Annotated in this window: 17 protein-coding genes; 11 read left to right on the top strand and 6 right to left on the bottom strand. The window is 71.5% G+C overall.

Features of this window, described 5'->3' with window-relative positions:
* Window positions 1-233: 233 nt before the first annotated feature.
* Entirely contained in the window at window positions 234-791 is a 558-nt protein-coding gene (locus DI272_RS24325) for a hypothetical protein (protein ID WP_109497407.1), read from the top strand.
* 95 nt (window positions 792-886) lie between these two features.
* On the opposite strand, the gene DI272_RS24320 is transcribed toward DI272_RS24325, so the two are convergent.
* Window positions 887-1690 carry a DUF4118 domain-containing protein gene (locus DI272_RS24320; RefSeq protein WP_109497406.1) on the bottom strand — a complete coding sequence of 268 codons (804 nt, stop codon included), beginning with the start codon at window positions 1688-1690 and terminating at the stop codon, window positions 887-889.
* Window positions 1690-4191 carry an ATP-binding protein gene (locus DI272_RS24315; protein ID WP_109497405.1) on the bottom strand — a complete coding sequence of 834 codons (2502 nt, stop codon included), beginning with the start codon at window positions 4189-4191 and terminating at the stop codon, window positions 1690-1692. Before DI272_RS24315 ends, DI272_RS24320 begins: the two co-directional genes overlap by 1 nt.
* Before the next feature lie 240 nt (window positions 4192-4431).
* Here DI272_RS24315 and DI272_RS24310 point away from each other — a divergent pair, with 240 nt between their 5' ends.
* Window positions 4432-5997 (top strand): Na+/H+ antiporter, encoded by a 1566-nt coding sequence (locus DI272_RS24310; RefSeq protein WP_109501008.1) that lies wholly within the window; start codon window positions 4432-4434, stop codon window positions 5995-5997.
* Window positions 5998-6071: 74 nt separating this feature from the next.
* Here the strand turns inward: DI272_RS24310 and DI272_RS24305 are convergent, their stop codons facing one another.
* Window positions 6072-7472, bottom strand: coding sequence for a hypothetical protein (locus DI272_RS24305; protein ID WP_109497404.1), 1401 nt, complete (start codon window positions 7470-7472; stop codon window positions 6072-6074).
* A 958-nt stretch (window positions 7473-8430) separates the two neighbouring features.
* Here DI272_RS24305 and DI272_RS24300 point away from each other — a divergent pair.
* The 7 genes from DI272_RS24300 to DI272_RS44625 all read left to right on the top strand — a co-directional run bounded on the left by DI272_RS24300 (window position 8431) and on the right by DI272_RS44625 (window position 14024).
* On the top strand, window positions 8431-9240 hold the full coding sequence (locus tag DI272_RS24300; protein ID WP_109497403.1) for an SDR family NAD(P)-dependent oxidoreductase: 810 nt from the start codon (window positions 8431-8433) through the stop codon (window positions 9238-9240).
* Window positions 9241-9271: 31 nt separating this feature from the next.
* Window positions 9272-9349 carry a 50S ribosomal protein bL37 gene (locus DI272_RS46255; protein ID WP_375138118.1) on the top strand — a complete coding sequence of 26 codons (78 nt, stop codon included), beginning with the start codon at window positions 9272-9274 and terminating at the stop codon, window positions 9347-9349.
* A gap of 89 nt (window positions 9350-9438) precedes the next feature.
* Window positions 9439-10218, top strand: a complete 780-nt coding sequence (locus DI272_RS24295; protein WP_109497402.1) for a GNAT family N-acetyltransferase — start codon at window positions 9439-9441, stop codon at window positions 10216-10218.
* A 224-nt stretch (window positions 10219-10442) separates the two neighbouring features.
* Window positions 10443-12398 carry an APC family permease gene (locus tag DI272_RS24290; protein ID WP_109497401.1) on the top strand — a complete coding sequence of 652 codons (1956 nt, stop codon included), beginning with the start codon at window positions 10443-10445 and terminating at the stop codon, window positions 12396-12398.
* 102 nt (window positions 12399-12500) lie between these two features.
* Window positions 12501-13022, top strand: a complete 522-nt coding sequence (locus tag DI272_RS24285; protein WP_109497400.1) for a hypothetical protein — start codon at window positions 12501-12503, stop codon at window positions 13020-13022.
* A gap of 112 nt (window positions 13023-13134) precedes the next feature.
* Window positions 13135-13653 carry a GbsR/MarR family transcriptional regulator gene (locus DI272_RS24280; RefSeq protein ID WP_109497399.1) on the top strand — a complete coding sequence of 173 codons (519 nt, stop codon included), beginning with the start codon at window positions 13135-13137 and terminating at the stop codon, window positions 13651-13653.
* A 26-nt stretch (window positions 13654-13679) separates the two neighbouring features.
* Window positions 13680-14024, top strand: coding sequence for a hypothetical protein (locus DI272_RS44625; RefSeq protein ID WP_219933856.1), 345 nt, complete (start codon window positions 13680-13682; stop codon window positions 14022-14024).
* 30 nt (window positions 14025-14054) lie between these two features.
* On the opposite strand, the gene DI272_RS24270 is transcribed toward DI272_RS44625, so the two are convergent.
* The 3 genes from DI272_RS24270 to DI272_RS24260 all read right to left on the bottom strand — a co-directional run bounded on the left by DI272_RS24270 (window position 14055) and on the right by DI272_RS24260 (window position 15793).
* Complete coding sequence (locus DI272_RS24270) at window positions 14055-15203, bottom strand: site-specific integrase (RefSeq protein ID WP_109497398.1); 1149 nt, start codon at window positions 15201-15203, stop codon at window positions 14055-14057.
* Window positions 15203-15415 carry a helix-turn-helix domain-containing protein gene (locus DI272_RS24265; protein WP_109497397.1) on the bottom strand — a complete coding sequence of 71 codons (213 nt, stop codon included), beginning with the start codon at window positions 15413-15415 and terminating at the stop codon, window positions 15203-15205. The genes DI272_RS24270 and DI272_RS24265 overlap by 1 nt, the downstream gene beginning before the upstream one ends.
* A gap of 120 nt (window positions 15416-15535) precedes the next feature.
* Entirely contained in the window at window positions 15536-15793 is a 258-nt protein-coding gene (locus DI272_RS24260) for a helix-turn-helix domain-containing protein (protein ID WP_109497396.1), read from the bottom strand.
* A 485-nt stretch (window positions 15794-16278) separates the two neighbouring features.
* Between DI272_RS24260 and DI272_RS24255 the strand changes: the two genes are divergently transcribed.
* Both DI272_RS24255 and DI272_RS24250 read left to right on the top strand, forming a co-directional pair.
* Window positions 16279-17130 carry a helix-turn-helix domain-containing protein gene (locus DI272_RS24255; protein WP_109497395.1) on the top strand — a complete coding sequence of 284 codons (852 nt, stop codon included), beginning with the start codon at window positions 16279-16281 and terminating at the stop codon, window positions 17128-17130.
* A 7-nt stretch (window positions 17131-17137) separates the two neighbouring features.
* Window positions 17138-17827 (top strand): hypothetical protein, encoded by a 690-nt coding sequence (locus tag DI272_RS24250; RefSeq protein WP_109497394.1) that lies wholly within the window; start codon window positions 17138-17140, stop codon window positions 17825-17827.
* The last annotated feature ends 139 nt before the right edge of the window (window positions 17828-17966 follow it).

Raw genomic sequence — 17966 nt, 5'->3', positions numbered from 1 at the left:
AGCCGCACCCGGGCTGCGGGCGCGGTGCACCAAGGTTCTGTCCGTGGCCTGCCGCGGCCGACCCTCCCTTGCGCGTTCTTCGCGCCGAACCGGCGGACCTTGACGGCGCCTTGACGGGCGTGTGATCCGGGCGACTCCCCCGCCGCCGGAACGGTGTCAAAAACAGCCGCGTACCCGTCAGAGTCGTGTCAAGGTGCGTCGCCCGCGCTCAGCCGGTCTCTACCGTCTGCCCTATGGGACGCCGCAACGACGAGGAACACGACCTGTTCCCCGCAGACGCGCAGAAACAGGGCCCGGTGGTGCACGACCACCGCTGGGCGGGAGATATGTACAGCTCCATCCGCTGCTCGACGGCCCTGCTCGGCCTGCTGTTCGTGTTCGACTGGGGAGCCGGCAGCCTCACGGTGGTGCGCGGCACACTGTGGACCACCCTGGCGGTGCTGCTGTTCCTGGCGCTGTGCCCGCCGCGGGTCACCGCTGGTGAGGGCTGGCTGGCCTCTCGGTGGCTGCTGCGCACCCGCCGGGTCCGCACCGACCTGCTGGTCTCGGTGCGCTGCTTGGAAGGCGTCTCCCAACGCCTCGTCCTGCGAGACGCGTTCGGCGACCGGGTCGAGATCGATCCGCAGGTCCTGGTGAACAATCCCGGCCTGTGGCACCGAGTCGACGAGGACGCCCGCAGAGCCGCCGCCCTCGGCTCCCTGATGTGCGGAGCGACGGTGCTGCGCCGCGTCGCGGAACGCATCGACCGCGAGACCGCCGAGACCGTGTTCAAGGTCTCCGGGCTGGAGTGACCCTCCTGTTCCGCCGCGACGGTCCACCGGATCCGGCTGAACGCCCGTCATCAGGATGTCGAAGCCCGGCCCGTCGAGATCGCGTAAGGGCCGTCTCACTCCTCGCGAAGGGGCCCCGCCGTGTCCAGCGCCGCCCCCGTCTGGTCGGCCAGCGTCACCGCGACGAGCCGCGCCCGAAGCGGTGGCACCGGGCCGGGGCCGGGGGTGAGCATGAAGCGGCCGAGGTAATGCCCGTTGCCATAGGCGCGCAGCTCGATCTCGCCCTCGGGCCAGCCGTCCAGGTCGACGTCCCGGAACCGCCGGCCCACGGTCACGCCACCGTCCGCCCGTAGCCGCGGCGGCTGCCCGAGCAGCGTCCCGTACTCGAAACGGCAGGCGCGCAGACCGAGGAGGCCGGTCAGTTCACCGCGGACATGGTCGACGACGGTGTCCGCGGACCTGGCGGACTGCACGAGGTCGGCGGTGGCGTGGATACGGGCGAGATAGCCCGCATCCGTCACCGTGACGACCTCCAGCCGGCGGGCACGGGCGGCGAGTTGGGCCACGATCAGGCCGACGACCAGCAGGAGCACCGCCGTCTCGATGTCACCGGAAGCCGTGATGTCGAAGGTCTGGTACGGGCGGGTGAGGAAGAAGTCGAACCAGGCCGCCGCCGACAGCGCCGCGAGCACACCGGCCGTACGGCTGCCGAGCGCGGCGACCGCGACCACCGCCACGACGAGGATCAGCGCCGCGTTGGTGTGGGACAGATCGGTGCGGAACGGCACCAGGGCGAGCGCCACCAGGAAGGGGGCGAGGAAGCCGACGGCCAGGGCGACCCGGTCCCGCAGCGGCCGGTCCCCCGGCTTCGTGCCGGTTGTCGTGCGGTGCAGCGTCCACCTGCTGCTCTCGGTGCTCATCAGGCGCCTCCTACGCTCTGCGCACCTCGTGGGTGCACGATCTCCGGCTGGGGGGCGAGGGGCAGTGACACGACCATCGTCAGGCCGCCGCCCGGGGTGTCCTCGGGGGTGAGGGTGCCGTTCATCGCCTCGGTCAGACCGCGTGCCAGGGCGAGGCCCAGGCCGAGGCCGGTGGTGTTGTCGGTGTCGCCGAGCCGCTGGAAGGGCTCGAAGAGGCGTTCCCGGCCGGTCGGCGGCAGTCCGGGGCCGCGGTCCACGACCCGCAGTTCGACCCGGCCGGCCAGGGCGCTGGCGGTCACGAGCACCCTGGTGCCGGACGGGGTGTGGCGGGCCGCGTTGGCGGCCAGGTTGGCGATCACCCGCTCCAGCAGGGGCGGGTCGGCGAGCGCCGGCGGGATCTCCTCGACGTCGCGCACGTCGACCTCCGGGACGTCCATGAGCGCCGCCGGGAGGACCTCCTCCAGTGCGGTGGCCCGCAGGTCGAGGGCGAGGACGCCCGCCTCCAGGCGGCTCAGGTCCAGGAGGTTCTCCACCAGGCGGCTGAGCCTGGCCATGGACTCGTCGGCGGTGGCGAGCAGTTCGTCGCGGTCCTCAGGGCTGAACTCCACGTCCCGGCTGCGTAGCGAGGTCACCGCGGCCCAGCCGGCGGCGAGCGGGGTGCGCAGGTCGTGGCCGACCGCCCGGAGCAGCGCCGTACGCATCCGGTCGGCGGCCTTCACGGGCTCCACCTCGGCCGCCGCCTCGGCCAGCCGGGCCCGTTCGACGGCGGCCCCGACGTGCGCGGCGAACGCGGCCAGCACCCGTCGCTCCGAGGAGGAGAGCGTACGTCCGCGCAGCACCAGATACGCGTCCGGGCCGGCGGGCACAGCGGTGGCTCCGTCGCCGTCGGGCGGTTCCTCGACGAGTTCCGCCGAGTCCATGCCGAAGGTCTCGCGGGTGCGTTCGAGCAGGGCCGGGATGGTCGCGCCGCCGCGCACGATGCTGCCGGCCAGCGACGACATGGTCTCGGCCTCGGCGGTGGCGCGGGCCGAGCGGCGGGACAGGCGCAGGGAGCGGTCGACGACGGCGGCCACCGTCGCGGCCACCACCGCGAACACGCCGAGCGCGATCAGGGCGTTGGGGTCGTCGAGGGTGAACGCGCCGATGGGCGGGATGAACCAGTAGTTGAGCAGCAGGGACGCCGTCACCGACGCGATCAGCGCGGAGGCGACCCCGCCGATGCAGGCCACGCCCACCACCGCGAGCAGGAACAGCAGCGCTTCGCTGGTGAGATCGAGGGGGCCACGCAGCCGGTCCAGGACGAGGGTGAGCAGCACCGGCAGCACCAGCCCGGCCACGGGGCCCGCGACCAGCCGCCCGGTCGACAGGGTCCGGCGGCGGGACGGCAGCAGGGTGCCGCGTCCGGCGCGCTCGTGGGTGACCCGGTGAACGTCGATGTCGCCGGACAGCTCGGTGACGGTCTCCCCGGTGCCCGGACCGGTCAGGAACCGTTCCAGACGGCTCCGGCGGCTGGTGCCCAGCACCAGCTGGGTGGCGTTCTCGGCGCGGGCGAAGTCGACCAGGGCGGTGGCGATGTCGTCGCCCACCACGGAGTGGTAGCTGCCCCCGAGGTCCTCCACCAGTCGCCGCTGACGGGTCAGTGAGGCGTGCGAGACTCCGGCGGCCAGGCCGTCGCTGCGGGCCACATGCACGGCGAGGAGGTCGCCCCCGGCCGACCGGGCGGCGATCCGGGCGGCCCGCCGGATCAGCGTGTCCCCCTCGGGACCACCGGTCAGCGCGACCACGACCCGCTCCCGGGTCTCCCACACCCCGCCGATGGAGTGCTCGGCGCGGTAACTGGTGAGTGCCTCGTCGACCCGGTCGGCCGTCCACAGCAGGGCCAGTTGTCGCAGCGCGGTCAGATTCCCGGGCCGGAAGTAGTTGGCGAGGGCCGCGTCGACCTTCTCGGGGGCGTGGATGTTGCCGTGCGCCATCCGCCGCCGCAGGCCCTCGGGCGGCATGTCGACGAGTTCGATCTGTGTGGCCCGCCGTACGACGTCGTCCGGCACCGTCTCGTGCTGCGGCACCCCCGTGATCTTCTCGACGACGTCGTTGAGGGAGGCCAGGTGCTGGACGTTCAGCGCGGTGATCACGTCGATGCCCGCGGCGAGCAGCACCTCGACGTCCTGCCAGCGCTTGGCGTTGCGGCCGCCGCCGGGGACGTTGCTGTGGGCGAACTCGTCGACGATCGCCACCTGCGGGCGGCGGGCCAGCACCGCGTCGAGGTCCATCTCCTCGAACCGTCCGCCGCGGTAGTCGCAGCGGACCCGGGGGACGGTCTCCAGGCCGTCCAGCATGGCCTCGGTACGTGGCCGGCCGTGGCACTCGGCGAAGCCGACCACGACGTCCGCGCCCCGGGCGGCCCGGCGGCGCCCCTCGTCGAGCATCCGGTAGGTCTTGCCCACCCCCGGGGCCGCCCCGAGGTAGACCTTCAGTCGTCCGGGCCGTACGTCACCACTCATCGCCGCCCACGCGCTCCGCTCACTGGCTCAACTCCTCAAGGAGGCGGGTCACTTCTCCTACCGAAGCGCGTCCGGCGGGTGCCCGGGGCGCTTCTTAGCGCTTCCTTGGCGCCGGTCCCGGGGACCTTGACACTGACTTGACGTCCCCTGGCCGGTTAGGGTGAAGGCGGTGTGCCGGGAAGTCTGGTCGGCCGGGGAGCCACGGTGGCTCTCTTCGAGGCCCCCTGGGGGACGGTCGGCATGCGCGGCGTAGGTACGGTTCTGGCACTCGTGGTACTCGCCACGCTGGTGGCGACCTTCGCCCGACGCCGGCACATTCCAGCCCCCTCCCTGCTCGTGGTCGCCGGTCTCGCCGTCGCGCTGCTGCCGGGCACCCCGCAGATCGAGATCAGCCCGGAGATCATCGGCCTGGTCGTGCTGCCTCCGCTGCTGTACGCCAGCGCCGAGGAACTGTCGTGGCGTGAGCTGAAGGCCGTGTGGAGGCCGGTCGGTGTGCTGTCCGTCGGCCTGGTGCTGGCCTCGGCGGCGGCCGTCGGCTGGGTGGCGTCCGGGATCACGCCGCTGTCATGGCAGATGGCGTTCGTGCTGGGCGCGGTGCTGGCCAGCACCGACCCGGTGGCGGTGACCGCGCTCGGCAGACGTCTCTCCCTGCCGCCGAAGGTGCAGGTCCTCGTCCAGGCGGAGAGCCTGTTCAACGACGCGACCTCGCTGGTGCTGTTCCGGGTCGCGGCGAGTGTGGCGGTGGCGTCGGCGGCGGCCGGCTGGGGTGCCGCGGGCGCCGAGTTCGCCGTGCTGGCGGGCGGCGGCACGGTGATCGGCGCCGCGGTCGCCGGGGTGGTCGCGCTGATCCGCAGGCGCACCGAGGACCCGGTCCTGGAGACGGTGATAGCCCTGGTCACCCCGTACGCGGCCTACGTCCTCGCGGAGGCCGCCCACACCTCCGGCGTCACCTCGGTCGTGGTCGCGGGCGTCGTCCTCGGCGGACGTGGCGACCGACTCACCAACGCCCGCATCCGCCTTCAACTGCACGCCGTGTACGGCACGGTGGTGTTCCTGCTGGAGAGCGTCGTGTTCTCTCTCATCGGGCTGGCCCTGCCCGCGCAGGTCCGGGCCCTGGACGACGGCGACCGAGCCTGGCCGCTCTACGCCCTCGCGGTGGCCGCCACGCTGATCGCCGTACGGCTGCTGTGGCTGGCGCCACTGTCGGCGCTCGTGCAGCGCAAGGGCGGCATCCAGCGGATGAACTGGCGGGTGCCGCTGGTGCTGACCTGGGCCGGCACCCGGGGGGTCGTCCCGCTGGCGGCGGCCCTGTCGATCCCGGAGACCACGAAGGCGGGCGCCTCCCTGGCCGACCGTCCGCTGGTCCTGGTCCTCACCACTTCCGTCGTGGTCGTCACCCTCGTCGTCCAGGGCTTCACCCTCGCCCCCGTCGTACGCCGCTCCGGCATCGCCCTGGAGCCCGACCACACCGAGCGGGAGGAAGCCGCCGCCCGCTGCCGCCTGGCCGGCGCGGGCATCCGGCGCCTCGACGAACTCGCCGAACTTGAGGCCGTACCGGACGTCGTTCTGGACCGCCTCCGTCGCGGCCTCACCGCCCGCCTCGACGACGCCCGCGACCGCCTGAACGAGGACACCGACCCGTCCGGCTCCGCCGACCTCGTCTATCGCCAGCTGCGCCGCGACCTGATCGCCGTCGAGGCGTCGGAACTGCAGCGCCTCTACGACAACCACACCATCAGCGACACGACCCGCAGAAGGCTCCAGCGGTCCCTGGACCTGGAGGAGGCACGGCTGGCCGGCGCCTGAGCGCCGCGCCGGCTCTTGCCGCGACGGGTCGTTCTTCGGCCCGGGAGCCGCACGTCGAGCAGCACCGCTCCCCTTCAGCGGAACTCCGCCAGCCGCGGCCGCAGCCCGAGCATGGTGAGGACCGCCGCTGCGAGCAGCAGTCCCATCGCCCACGGCAGCAGCCCGCTCACCGACGACCGGCCCGCCCGCACGGAGGCGGTGAAGTGGGCCCGGTTGATGTCCGTGACCTTGTCCAGTGCGGTCATCCAGGCCCCGAAGTGCGCGTTGGAGGTGCCGGGTTCCCAGCCCATGCAGAACTCGGTGGCCTCCCGCTCCTTCCCGGCCGCGACCAGTGCCCGGATCCTGCGGTCGTCGCGCTGGTAGACGGCGTACGCCTCGACGGTCCGCTCCGCGGCGTCCCGCTCCCCCACAAAGGTGATGTTGTCGAGCTCTCGGCGGAACTCGCCGGTGAAGCGCAGGTCGCCGTGGTCCGACCGGTACGCCTGCCAGGTGGTGGCGAGCCGGGAGTCGTACGACGACAGGGTCGCGCCCTCGATGCCGTACAGCTCCTGGGACTTGGCGAGGAACGACCGCTCGTACCGCTCGCGCCGCTCGGGGTCGAGGAGGTAGCGGCTCTCGTCGGCGTTGGCGTCGTAGGCGACGGCACGCGCACGGGAGAGGGCGACGACGGAGTCGAAGGCGTCGCGGCGGGCTCCGCGCAGGTGCTCGGCGGAGGCGGACAGCATCGCCGTACCGAGGACGACGGCGGTCAGGGCGCAGACGGTGGCGGCCAGGACGCCGGGGTTGAAAATGCGGCGGAAGCTGCGTGCCAGGTACCACTGGAGGGCGCCGAGCACGGCGAGCAGCAGCAGGCCCAGCGCTGCGACCGTGACGAGTTGGGCGGTGAGGGTGGAGCGGGCGGCGGTGTACCGCTCCTCGAAGGCGGCGTCGTTCGACGACACCAACTTCGCCGCCGCCGGCAGGAGCCGCGTCCGCAACAGGTCCGTCGCCCTCCGGTAGTCGGCCACGGCGGCCGTCCTGCCGCCCTCGCGGCCGTCGTTCTCCAGGGCGCGGCCGATGAGTTCCTGGTACTCGGCGAAATCGTCCGTGAGGTTCTCGACCCTCTTCTCGTCGCCACGGTCGCCCTGGGCGGCGACGGCGAGCGTGCGCAGTTCGTGCCCGATGTCGCGGCGGGCGTCGCCGTAGAAGCCGACTGCCTTGTCGTACGGCGTCCGCAGCCGTGCCCCGTTCGCCAGCAGCATGTTGGCGGCCTGCGCATCCATGTCGTCGAGGGCGAGGCTGAGGTCGGCGGCGCTGATGGTGCGGGGTGCGTCCTGGTCGGCCACGGCGTCCCAGGTGCCGTTCGCGGCCAGTCCGGCCAGCAGGAGCAGCACCGTGAGGGCGGCGGTGAGCAGGACCGTGGCCGCGCGCAGGAGGCGCAGCCGCGCGGGCACGGTGGCCCGCAGGCGGCGGCGCAGAGCGGCCCGCGCGGCCACGGCCTGCTGTCTCGGGCGTGGCCGTCCCGGACCCGGATCGCCCGTCCGCGATCCCCCGCCACTCCCAGGTCCGGGGCTGCCGTCCGGCGGGATCACCCCTGTCGGCCGTGAGTCAGGCTTCCGCGGTGTCTGCGCCGTGCCGGCCGTGATCGTCACGGTTCCTCCAACATCACGCCACGGACGGTCGCCCGCCCCCCGTTGTCGGCCAGTCTGCGGCCGGATCCGGTCACCGGCGGCCGGCGTTGACGCTCTTCTGACGCTTTCTCAGGTCGGTTTGACGGGACCTTGACGGCGTCGCCGCAACGGCCGTATGAGTGCCGCAAATTCCTGACCAGGGCGGTTCCGGCTTCTACGGCCGCTAGATTCCCCGTCGGCCGCCGCTGAGGCCGTGGGCGTCAGCGGCCTCGGTGGCTGTCCGGAGTCCCCACTCCGCGGCGGTTGGAGGCGGCCGGTGCACGTCCGAGGGCGTGTGCCCGCACACCACGCCGGTCGTCGTCCTGTCGCCCGCGTCCGTGTGCGGGCCGTGCGGTGCCGGGGCCCCGGCACCGCACGCCATCCGTCCCCCACCGAGTCACGAAGGTCTCCGTGATCCCCGGCGCTCCGGAGCGGGCCCCCGCTTCCCTCTCGCTCGCCAGGGCCACGGACGCGCCCGTCAAGACCCCGTATCTCCTCATCAGGGACCCGTCAGAGAAGGGGACTTGAGCTTGCCCGGACCCTGCGGGACGGCTTCGATGGTTCCCGTGCACAGCGCCTGGCTCCTCTTCGACCGGCCGCCGAGTCCGTCTCGGCCGCCCCGTCGTGAGCAGCGCTGTCCACACGCGCCCGCGTCCCGCTGACGCGCGCTCAGCGACCCGAGGGGCGCCGTGACCCCCGTCCGGCGCCCCTCACCCTTCGCCTTCGCACGCTCGCCGCCCGAGAGGGGGCCGTGCTGCAGCGTGCCCACACCCCTGAAGGAAACATGCCTATTTCACCCTCTTCCTCCCGCACCGTCCTGGTCACCGGGGCCACCTCCGGCATCGGGTACGAGACCGCTCGGCAGCTCGCCGAGCGCGGCGCCACCGTGCTGCTGCACGGCCGCACCGCCGAGGACGCCCTCGCGGCCGCCGACCGGCTCGTCGCCGAGGCGGGCGTCGACGCCGACCGACTGCGCACCTACGGCGCGGACTTCACGCGCCTGGACCAGGTGGAGAGCCTCGCCCACAAGGTCGTCGTCGAGCACCCGCACCTGGACGCCCTCGTCAACAACGCCGGCATGGCGGCGCCCGAGCGGCATACCGTCACCGCCGACGGCAACGAGATCGCCTTCCAGGTCAACTTTCTCGCCCACTACCTGCTGACCTGTCTGCTGGAGCCGGCCCTCACCAGCGACCCGGGCGGCCGCGTGGTCAACGTGTCCTCCTCGCTGCACCGCACGGCGTCGATCTCCTGGGCCGATCCCAACCGCGCCCGCCGCTACTCCCGGCTCGCCGCGTACGCCCAGTCCCAGCTGGCCCTGACGGTCTTCGCCGCCGATCCGCGCGTCACCGCCGTCTCCGTGCATCCCGGGGTCTGCGACACCGCCATGCTCCCGCTGTACGCCCATGAAGGCGGCACGCCCGCCGAGGGCGCGACCCATGTGGTCCGGCTGTGCGACCCGGCCGTCGAGATCGTCAACGGCGCCTACTACGACCGCACCGAGCGCGTCGACCCGGCCCCGGCCGCGGCCGAGGACCGCACGGTGCGGCGCCTCAGCAGGCTCGCAGACCTGCTGGTCGGCCGTACCGCTTGAAGTTCTTTCTTCCTGAAGGGAGTTGAGCCCTATGTCGAAGCGCGCCCGCAAGAAGAAGGACCGCCGCAAGAAGAAGGCCAACCACGGCCGCAAGGCCGGCCAACGCTGACCGAGCACGAACGGGGCGGGTGACGAGGACGGCAAGCTTCCTACCGCCCGCCCCTCCCGCACCCCACTCCGCTCCGCTCCGAGGTGCCGATGATCGAGATACACCCCCCTGATCTGCCCGCCCTCAGCCGGCGGTTCCCCACGGGGTCCTCCGGCCCCGCCACGATCGGCGAGCACGTGCTGACCACGGGCAACGGCCGCTGGTGGGCCGACCGCGCCATCCGGCCGAGTTCCGTCGCCGCGTCCTGCGCCGGCTACGTAGTGCTGCGCGGCGTACCCGACGCATTGACCCCCGAGACGCTGGCGCCACTGGCCGGCTGCCGCATCGACGCACCGCCCCGCTTCCTCCCGGCGCTGGGCTCCGCGTTCGAACGCCTCACCCCCTGGGAGCGCATGACCTGGACCCTCCAGGCCGGACCGCTGCCCGCGTCGCTCCCGATGGCCGTGACCGTGAGGCGCCTGGAGGCCACCGACACCGAGGCGGTGCACGCGCTGGGCCCGGACGCCTCCTGGCTCTCGGCGAGCTGGGGCGGCCCGGCCGGGCTCGCCGCCTCGGGCCATGCCTGGGCGGCCGTCGGCCGGACCAGCCGGATCCTCGCGGTGGCGTGCACGTACTTCCGCGGCACCCGCTACGAGGACGTGGCCGTCTACACCGTCCCCGACCGCAGACGCCACCACCTCGCCCTGGCCTGCGTCACCTCGCTCTGCGCGGACATCACGGCCCGGAGCCACACCCCCAGCTGGAACTGCTCGGTCCACAACCGTGCCAGTCGTCTCCTCGCATGGAGAGCGGGCTTCCGTCTGGTCCGCGAGCACGTCCACTACGCGGTCGGCAGCCCCGTGGCGCGCGATCGCCGGCTCAGCGCCTAGGAACCACCGAGGCGGCCGGCCCCCCATACGGCCCAACCCGTACCCGCGCGACCGAAATACGCACACCCTGATGCGCCACAAGCGCTCCGCCTGCCGGTCTTAACGCAAGCTTGACGCGGTCGTGCGGACCATCCATGGGCCCTGACGTCACGCTCTGCATACGCTGATCCCGCCGTCCGTGTGATGGCCGGACCGCACACGAGCCGCACACCAGGAGCCCTCCGATGGCCACCACCGAACACCCCCCGCCCAGTCGTCTGCGTGCCTGGATGCTGGAGGGGCTGTCCGACATGGGCAAGGGCCACGGGCAGCCGGCGCAGCAGCAGGAGTCCGCGCTTGAGCACAAGGGGCAGCCCTGGTACCGGGTGATGTGCCTGACCGGTGTCGACTACTTCTCGACCCTCGGCTACCAGCCCGGCATCGCCGCCCTCGCGGCCGGCCTGCTGTCCCCGATCGCGACCATCGTCCTCGTCGTCGTGACCCTGGCGGGCGCGCTGCCGGTGTACCGCAGGGTGGCCGAGGAGAGCCCCCACGGCGAGGGCTCGATCGCGATGCTGGAGCGCCTGCTGTCCTTCTGGAAGGGCAAGCTCTTCGTCCTGACCCTGCTCGGCTTCGCCGCCACCGACTTCCTGATCACCATCACCCTGTCCGCCGCGGACGCCTCCACCCACCTCGTCGAGAACCCGCACCTGAACAGCGCCCTGCACGACAAGCAGATGCTGATCACGCTCGTTCTCGTGGGACTGCTCGGCGCGGTCTTCCTCAAGGGCTTCCTGGAGGCGATCGGCGTCGCGGTCGCCCTGGTGGCGGTCTATCTCGGCCTCAACGTCGTCGTCGTGATCGTCGGCATATGGCACGTCATCACCGAGGGACATGTGGTCACCGACTGGTCGACCGCCCTGACCGCCGAGCACGGCAACGTCTTCGTGATGATCGGCGTGGCCCTGATCGTCTTCCCGAAGCTCGCCCTGGGCATGTCCGGCTTCGAGACCGGCGTCGCGGTCATGCCGCACGTCAAGGGCGACCCTGGCGAGACGGAGGAGAATCCCAAGGGCCGTATCAGGGACACCAAGAAGCTGCTCACCACGGCTGCCCTGATCATGAGCGTCTTCCTGATCACCACCAGCTTCATCACCACCCTCCTGATCCCGGAGAAGGACTTCGAGCAGGGCGGCCCGGCCAACGGGCGTGCCCTGGCATATCTCGCGCACGACTACCTCGGCGGCGCCTTCGGCACGGTCTACGACGTCTCCACGATCGCCATCCTGTGGTTCGCCGGTGCCTCCGCGATGGCGGGCCTGCTGAACCTGATGCCCCGCTACCTGCCCCGCTACGGCATGGCCCCGCACTGGGCCCGCGCCATCCGCCCCATGGTGATCGTCTTCACCCTGATCGCCTTCCTGGTCACCTGGATCTTCGACGCCGACGTGGACGCCCAGGGCGGCGCGTACGCCACCGGCGTCCTCGTGCTGATCAGCTCGGCCGCGATCGCGGTGACGATCGCGGCGCGCAAGGCGGGCCAGCGCAACTGGGCGTGGGGCTTCGCCGTCATCTCCGCGGTGTTCCTCTACACGACGGTCGTCAACGTCATCGAGCGCCCGGACGGCGTCAAGATCGGCGCCTGCTTCATCGCCGGCATCATCCTGGTCTCCCTCCTCTCCCGGCTGGCCCGCGCCTTCGAGCTCCGCGTCACGAGCGTGAGTCTCGACCCCATGGCGGAACGATTCATCAGGGACATGGCCAGCCGCAAGATCCGCTTCATCGCCAACGAGCCCGACAACCGGGACAAGGCCGAGTACCGCGACAAGATCGAGCAGATCCGGGCCGACAACGACATGCCGGAGCAGGAGGACTTCGTCTTCGTGGAGGTCACGGTCCTGGACCCCTCGGAGTTCGAGGCGGGCCTGACGGTCCGCGGCGAGGTCCTGCACAACCGCTACCGCGTCCTGACCCTGGAGTCGTCCTCCATCCCCAACGCCCTGGCCGCGCTGCTCCTCCACGTCCGCGACACGACGAAGTGCACCCCGCACATCTACTTCGAGTGGACCGAGGGCAGCCCCTTCGCCAACTTCCTCCGCTTCTTCCTCTTCGGCCAGGGCGAGGTGGCCCCGGTGACCCGAGAGGTCCTGCGCGAGGCGGAACCGGACCGAGCCCGCCGTCCCCGCGTCCACACCGGCTGAGTCCGACGCCCGCGTAAGGATCGCGTCAGGATTCGCCTGTGCGGCGTCAGGGCCCCGTCAGTGACAGCCGCCGAGCCCGCAGGGCCGCCTAACGTCAACGACATGCGACGTCCCGACGACCGGTGGGCCCGGGCCGGTGACCGCCACTGGCGTGGCGGCGCCATGCTCGCGACGGGCTGCGCCGCGCTGTTCGGCGCCACGTCCCTGCTGGTCGACTGGGACGCCGGCACACTGTCACCCCCGCGTGCCCTGTTGTGGCTCGGCCTGTCGGCCGCCCTCTTCATCGTCCTGCTGCCGGCCCGGGTGACGGCGGGCACCGGCTGGCTGGCGGTGCGGGGCCCGTGGCGTCGGCAGATGGTGCGCACGGACGCGCTGACCACCGTATGGCGGTACGACGGCGTCTCGCCCCGCTTGGTCCTGCGGGACGCGTACGGCCACCGCCTGGAACTGGACCCTCGCGTCCTCGCCGCCAACCCCCTGATCTGGCACGAACTCGACACCGGCGTCCGGCGTTCCGTCGCACACGGCACCCTGCTGCACGGCGGGGACGTCCTGGACCGGCTCGGCCGCGACATCGACGGCGAGACCGCTCGGGCGGTGCTCAAGGCGTCTGGGCTTTCCTGACCCGCTTTCTTGATCCTCCTTCCTGATCCGCTTTCCTGGCCGAGTGAGACGACCCATGGCTGAGATGACAGAAATATTCGTCATCTCAGCCAAACCTGCTACGGTCGAGAGCGTGCCGAACGACGCGCAACTACTCTTCGCGGAGCACGTGGGCCGCTTCTACGCCCGGCAGTACGGCTTCCCGCCCATGGCCGGGCGGCTGCTCGGCCACCTCCTCGTATGCGATCCGCCTCAGCAGACCATCGACGAGCTGACCGAGGCCCTGCTGGCCAGCCGCAGCGCCATCACCGGGGCGGTCAAACTGCTGGAGAACTACGGCATCGCCCGGCGCACCCGCGCCGCCGGTCAGCGCATGGACCGCGTGAGCCTGAACCCAGACAGCCACCAGCCGCAGAACTTCGACGCGGCCGTCCACCAGGAACACGCCGCGCTCTTCCGCGAGGGCCTGGCCCTCCTCTCCGAAGCTCCGCCGGAACGCCGTGCGCCGATCGAGGAAATGATCGCGCTGGCCGAGTTCCTGGCGGAACGCCTGCCCAAGCTGGTGGACGAGTGGCAGGCACACCGCGACGAACTACGCGCCTCGGGACGCCTCGGACGGCCCCAGCGAACAGCAGGGTCGACCGGCCCATGACCACCACCGCGGAAAGGTTGCCCGCCATGCCTGAACCCGACCTGTCCGACCTTCGGGAACGCGCCGAGAACGGTGACACCGACGCCACCGACGAACTCATCCAGCTCGCCGCGGAACACGGCGACCTCGACGAACTGCGCCGCCTCGCAGAGACGGGCAACTCTGACGCCGCCGACGAACTCGTCCAACTCGCCTCGGAGCAAGGCGATCTCGAAGAACTCCGGCGGCTCTCCGACGGCGGCAACGCCACGGCCACCGACGAGCTGATCCAACTGGCCACCGAGCAGGAGAACCTGGAGGAGCTGAGGCGGCTGGCCGCCCAGGGCAACACCACTGCCGCCGAACAACTCGCGGAACTCGTCGACGACTGACCTCGCCGGACCCACACACGGACCTCACGGTCACGCCCGACGAACCGCCGTACCGCCGTTCGCTCCCTTCTGTTGTCGGCGTACCTCGGCATCTATGCCCTGAGCCAGCCTGCGCTGGTGCCTCGCCGTCGAGTGCTGATAGATCAGCTGAGCCCGCTCCGAGGACTGGCCGGCGCGGACCATGAGGTCCTTGAGCTTGGCTCCGGTGTCGGCGGCCAGGGTGTTGCCGGTGTGGCGGAGGTCGTAGAAGCGGAAGTTCTCCGGCATGCCAACCTTCGTCCTCGCCCTGCGCCACTTGCGGCCGAAGGTCGAGCGGCGGAAGGGGGCACCCTTCTCGCCGACGAAGAGGAGGCCGTCCCGCTCCTTCTCGGCGAACCACTGGAGGTGGCGGCGAAGCTCCGGGAGCAGGAAGTCGGGCAGGTAGACGGTGCGCTTGCCCGCCCGGGTCTTGGGGTCGCCGGTAACGCGCCTGCCGTTAGTCAGCTCCGGGGACGCCTGTGTGATGCGCAGGGAGCATTCGTCAACATCGACACTGCGACGGCGCAGTTCCGCCAGCTCCTCCGGGCGGAGGGAGGCGAAGGCGCCGAGCAGGACCATCAGGCGCCAGCGTGGGCCCATGGCGTCGGCGAGGTCGAAGACCTGCTCGATGGTGGCGGTGGGGCGTTCGTCGGCCTCCTCCTTGCCGGCGCCCTTGATGCGGCACGGGTTGCTCCGGAGCAGGTCGTCGTCGACCGCCGTCTGAAGGATGGCCTTCAGCAGGCGGTACGACTTGGCGACCGTGGTGGCGCCGGTCGCCTTCAGGCGCTCGGCTCGCCAGGTGCGGACGGCGGGCGGGGATATCCCGTCCAGGTCCTTGGCGCCGAACGTCGGCAGGATGTGGAGACGGAGGAGGCCGTCGTAGCGGTCGAGCGTGGTCGGGGCCAGGCCGCGCTCCTCCATCCAACGCAACGCGTATTTCTCGAAGTTGACCGCACCGGCGTCCGGATCGCGCCATACGTCCCGCTCAATGTCCGCGCGGACGAGGTTGAGCCAGTCCTGGGCGTCGGACTTGATCTCGAACGTCTCCGGGGCGGTGTGCCGCTGCCCGTCCGGGCCGATGTAGCGGGCCTGCCACCGACCGGAGGGGAGCTTGCGGGTCGTGCCGAACTCGCGCCGCCGCTGCGGCTTGCGTCCCGCCATCAGGCCGCCTTCCCGTAACGGGTACGGACACGGCGGACCGGCTCGACGGTGCGCGCCGCGACGTACTCGGTGATCGCGCTCTCGGGGACGCGGACCGGGCGGCCGAGCTTCACGTAGCGGATGCGGCGTTCGGCGATCAGGCGGCGGACGAAGCGCTCGCCCGTGCCGAGCATTTCGCCGGCCTCAGCCACGGTCAGGAGGCGGTCAGCCATGCGCGGTCACCTCCTGCGCGGTGGTTCGCAGGGATCGGATCAAGGCGCGGGGGATTGCGGGTCGACGCAAGGGCGGTAAGTCCTTTACTCGGGGGGTTGGTTCGGCGGGAGCCGTCTGGGCTACGCGGCTCGGATCCCTTGGAGGAGATCCAGGGGCGAGACCCGCAGGGCCTGGGCGAGAGCGACGAGGTCGTCGATGTCGCAGCGGCGTTGGGCGCGTTCGATGCGGGACAGCATGGTGTTGGTCATCGGACGGCCCAGGGCGGTGACGCGGGCGGCGAGCTCGCGCTGGGCGAGGCCGCGTTCGGTGCGGAGGATTTCTATGATGCGGGCGGTCCGTATTCCGGCCGGTCCGATTTCCAGGGATCGTGCTGCCATGGCTCCATTTGTAGATTGCACTCGCCGGTTTCGGTAACCGGCGATCGTCGGCTATGTTGCGGCCCGGCGGACCGGCGTGCGTTGTCTCTGCGCTGGGGTTCTGGTGCCCGTCGCGCGTTACCTCGATCGGCTCGGCGGCCTGCTCTGACGTGGGGTGTTGTGTTGTAGCTTGACGTCGCAGCGAAGGTCAACGGTCTACCGATGTGATCCTTCTGGCTTCATCTGACGGGGCATTATTTCGGCAACCGGCGATTCGGGTTTACAGTTTTCGGGATGCCTTGCTCGCAATAGGTGTTCGCCGTCAGCTGTCTGATTTCCCGGCGGAATGCTGGACTTGTGCGGCATGGATGTGGCCGTCTTGGCTATAAGACGCCACCAGCCCTCCCCCGCGCTTCCGGTCCGGGGTGGTGTGCCACCCCCTCCCTGTGCACCGCCCGACAAGGGGCGACCGCACCTCCACGCCCTCACCTAGGAGCCGCCACCCGATGAGCTACGACGCCCGCGAATGGGTGTGGGACCACAGCGACAACAAGGGCACCGCTCGTATGGTCCTCGCCCTGATCGCCGACCGGTGCCGCGACCGGCACTGCGTCGCGTACGCGTCCGTGCCCACCCTGATGAAGCGTGCCAACGCCTCCCGTACGGCCGTGCGTGATGCGCTGGCCAAGCTGATCGCCAGCGGTGAGCTGGTGCAGCTTCCCGGCCGCAAGGGGCCACGAGGAGAGACGTACTACGTCCTGCCGGTCGCCGCCCGGTTCCTCGCCGATCAGCCTCTGGAGGGGGAGCGGGATCCGGCCCTGCAAGGGGGTCAGAATCCGACCCTCGGGGGGTCAGAATCCGACCCTGCCGAACACCTCGAAGGGGGGGCGGAATCCGACCCGGGGGAGCAGAATCCGGCCCCCAGGGGGGTCAGATTCCGACCCGGAGGGGGTGCGGATTCCGACCCCCAGAACAGAAGAGAACCGAAGGTGAACGGTAAGAGCAGCAGCAGCTCTGCCCCGCTCATCTCCGCCAGCGAGTGGGAGATCGACGATGACGCGCACTCCTGGCTGCGGCACCACGGCCATCTCGACCGACTCGGCGAAGAGGCCCTGCAAGACGCTGACGAGAAGTGGCGCACCTACCGGGCCGCCTGGGCACCGCGCACGGCCGCCGCGTGGGCCGCCGACTGGCGCGCGTGGATCGCCCGGGAACACACCCCCACTCCAGGCCGTCCCAACCTCTACGCCCTGCCCGGCGGAACCCCCACCGGCACCTCCAGCACCGGCATGACTCGCTCCGAGGCGCACATGGCCGCGCTGCTCGCCGCCCTCGACGAACCGACAGGAACGGAGTAACCCGCCTTTGGACCGACGCGAAGTCGCCGCCGTCCTCGCCTACACCGGGCGCCTCGACCCCCGCACCATTCGCACCGGCCCGGGCGAAGCCCGTGACCAGATCGCCCAGTGGCAGGAACTGCTCGACGACGTGCCATTCGCCACCGCCCACGGCTGGGACGTCCGCGAGGCGATACGGGCCCACGTGCTCGACTCGCCATACCCGATCCTGCCCGTGGATGTCGTCCGCAGGTGGCGTGCCCACCGACGCGACCGCCTCGACCGGCACATCGACCCGACCCCAGCCGCCGATCCCTACGACCCGGCCGCCTGGCGAGCCGAGCTGCTCCGCGCCCGGCACGCGGTCGCGGCCGGTGTGGCCGCCCCTTCGACACACCGGCAGATCTCCAGCGGCAGCCAGCCCCGCAACGTCGAGGAGCACCTGCGCGAGGTCGGGTCGTGCATCCCGCCGGCCGTCCGCGCCGAGCTGGCCCGCTACCGCCCGACCCGCGCCGCGCGCGAGGCCGCCGTCGCCGAAGGTGTTCCCGATGCGCTCGGCGTCCGATGCGATTGGTGCCATGCGCCTGTGGGCGTCCCGTGCCGTCAGCGCAGGGCGAGACCTGACGGAGCCGCCCGCGGTAATGCCGTACGGGCGACTCCCCATCCGTCGCGTGTCGACCTCGCCGCTGCTCGGACGGACCGACACCCAGCTGCGTGACTCGGCGCGGGGCCCCTCCGCCCGCGCCGGCCACCCCACCTCGTCAGCCCCACCTCCCCTCCCCTGGAGCCCGCCCGTTGCACTCCCCTGCCCCGATATCCCCAGCCGACGTTCCCGGGGGCCGAACCCTCCGCTCCGG

Source organism: Streptomyces sp. Act143 (assembly GCF_003143935.1).
In the GTDB taxonomy this organism is placed as follows: Bacteria; Actinomycetota; Actinomycetes; order Streptomycetales; family Streptomycetaceae; genus Streptomyces.
Note: the sequence above shows the minus strand (reverse complement) of the source record. Positions and strands in the feature narration are given on the sequence as shown.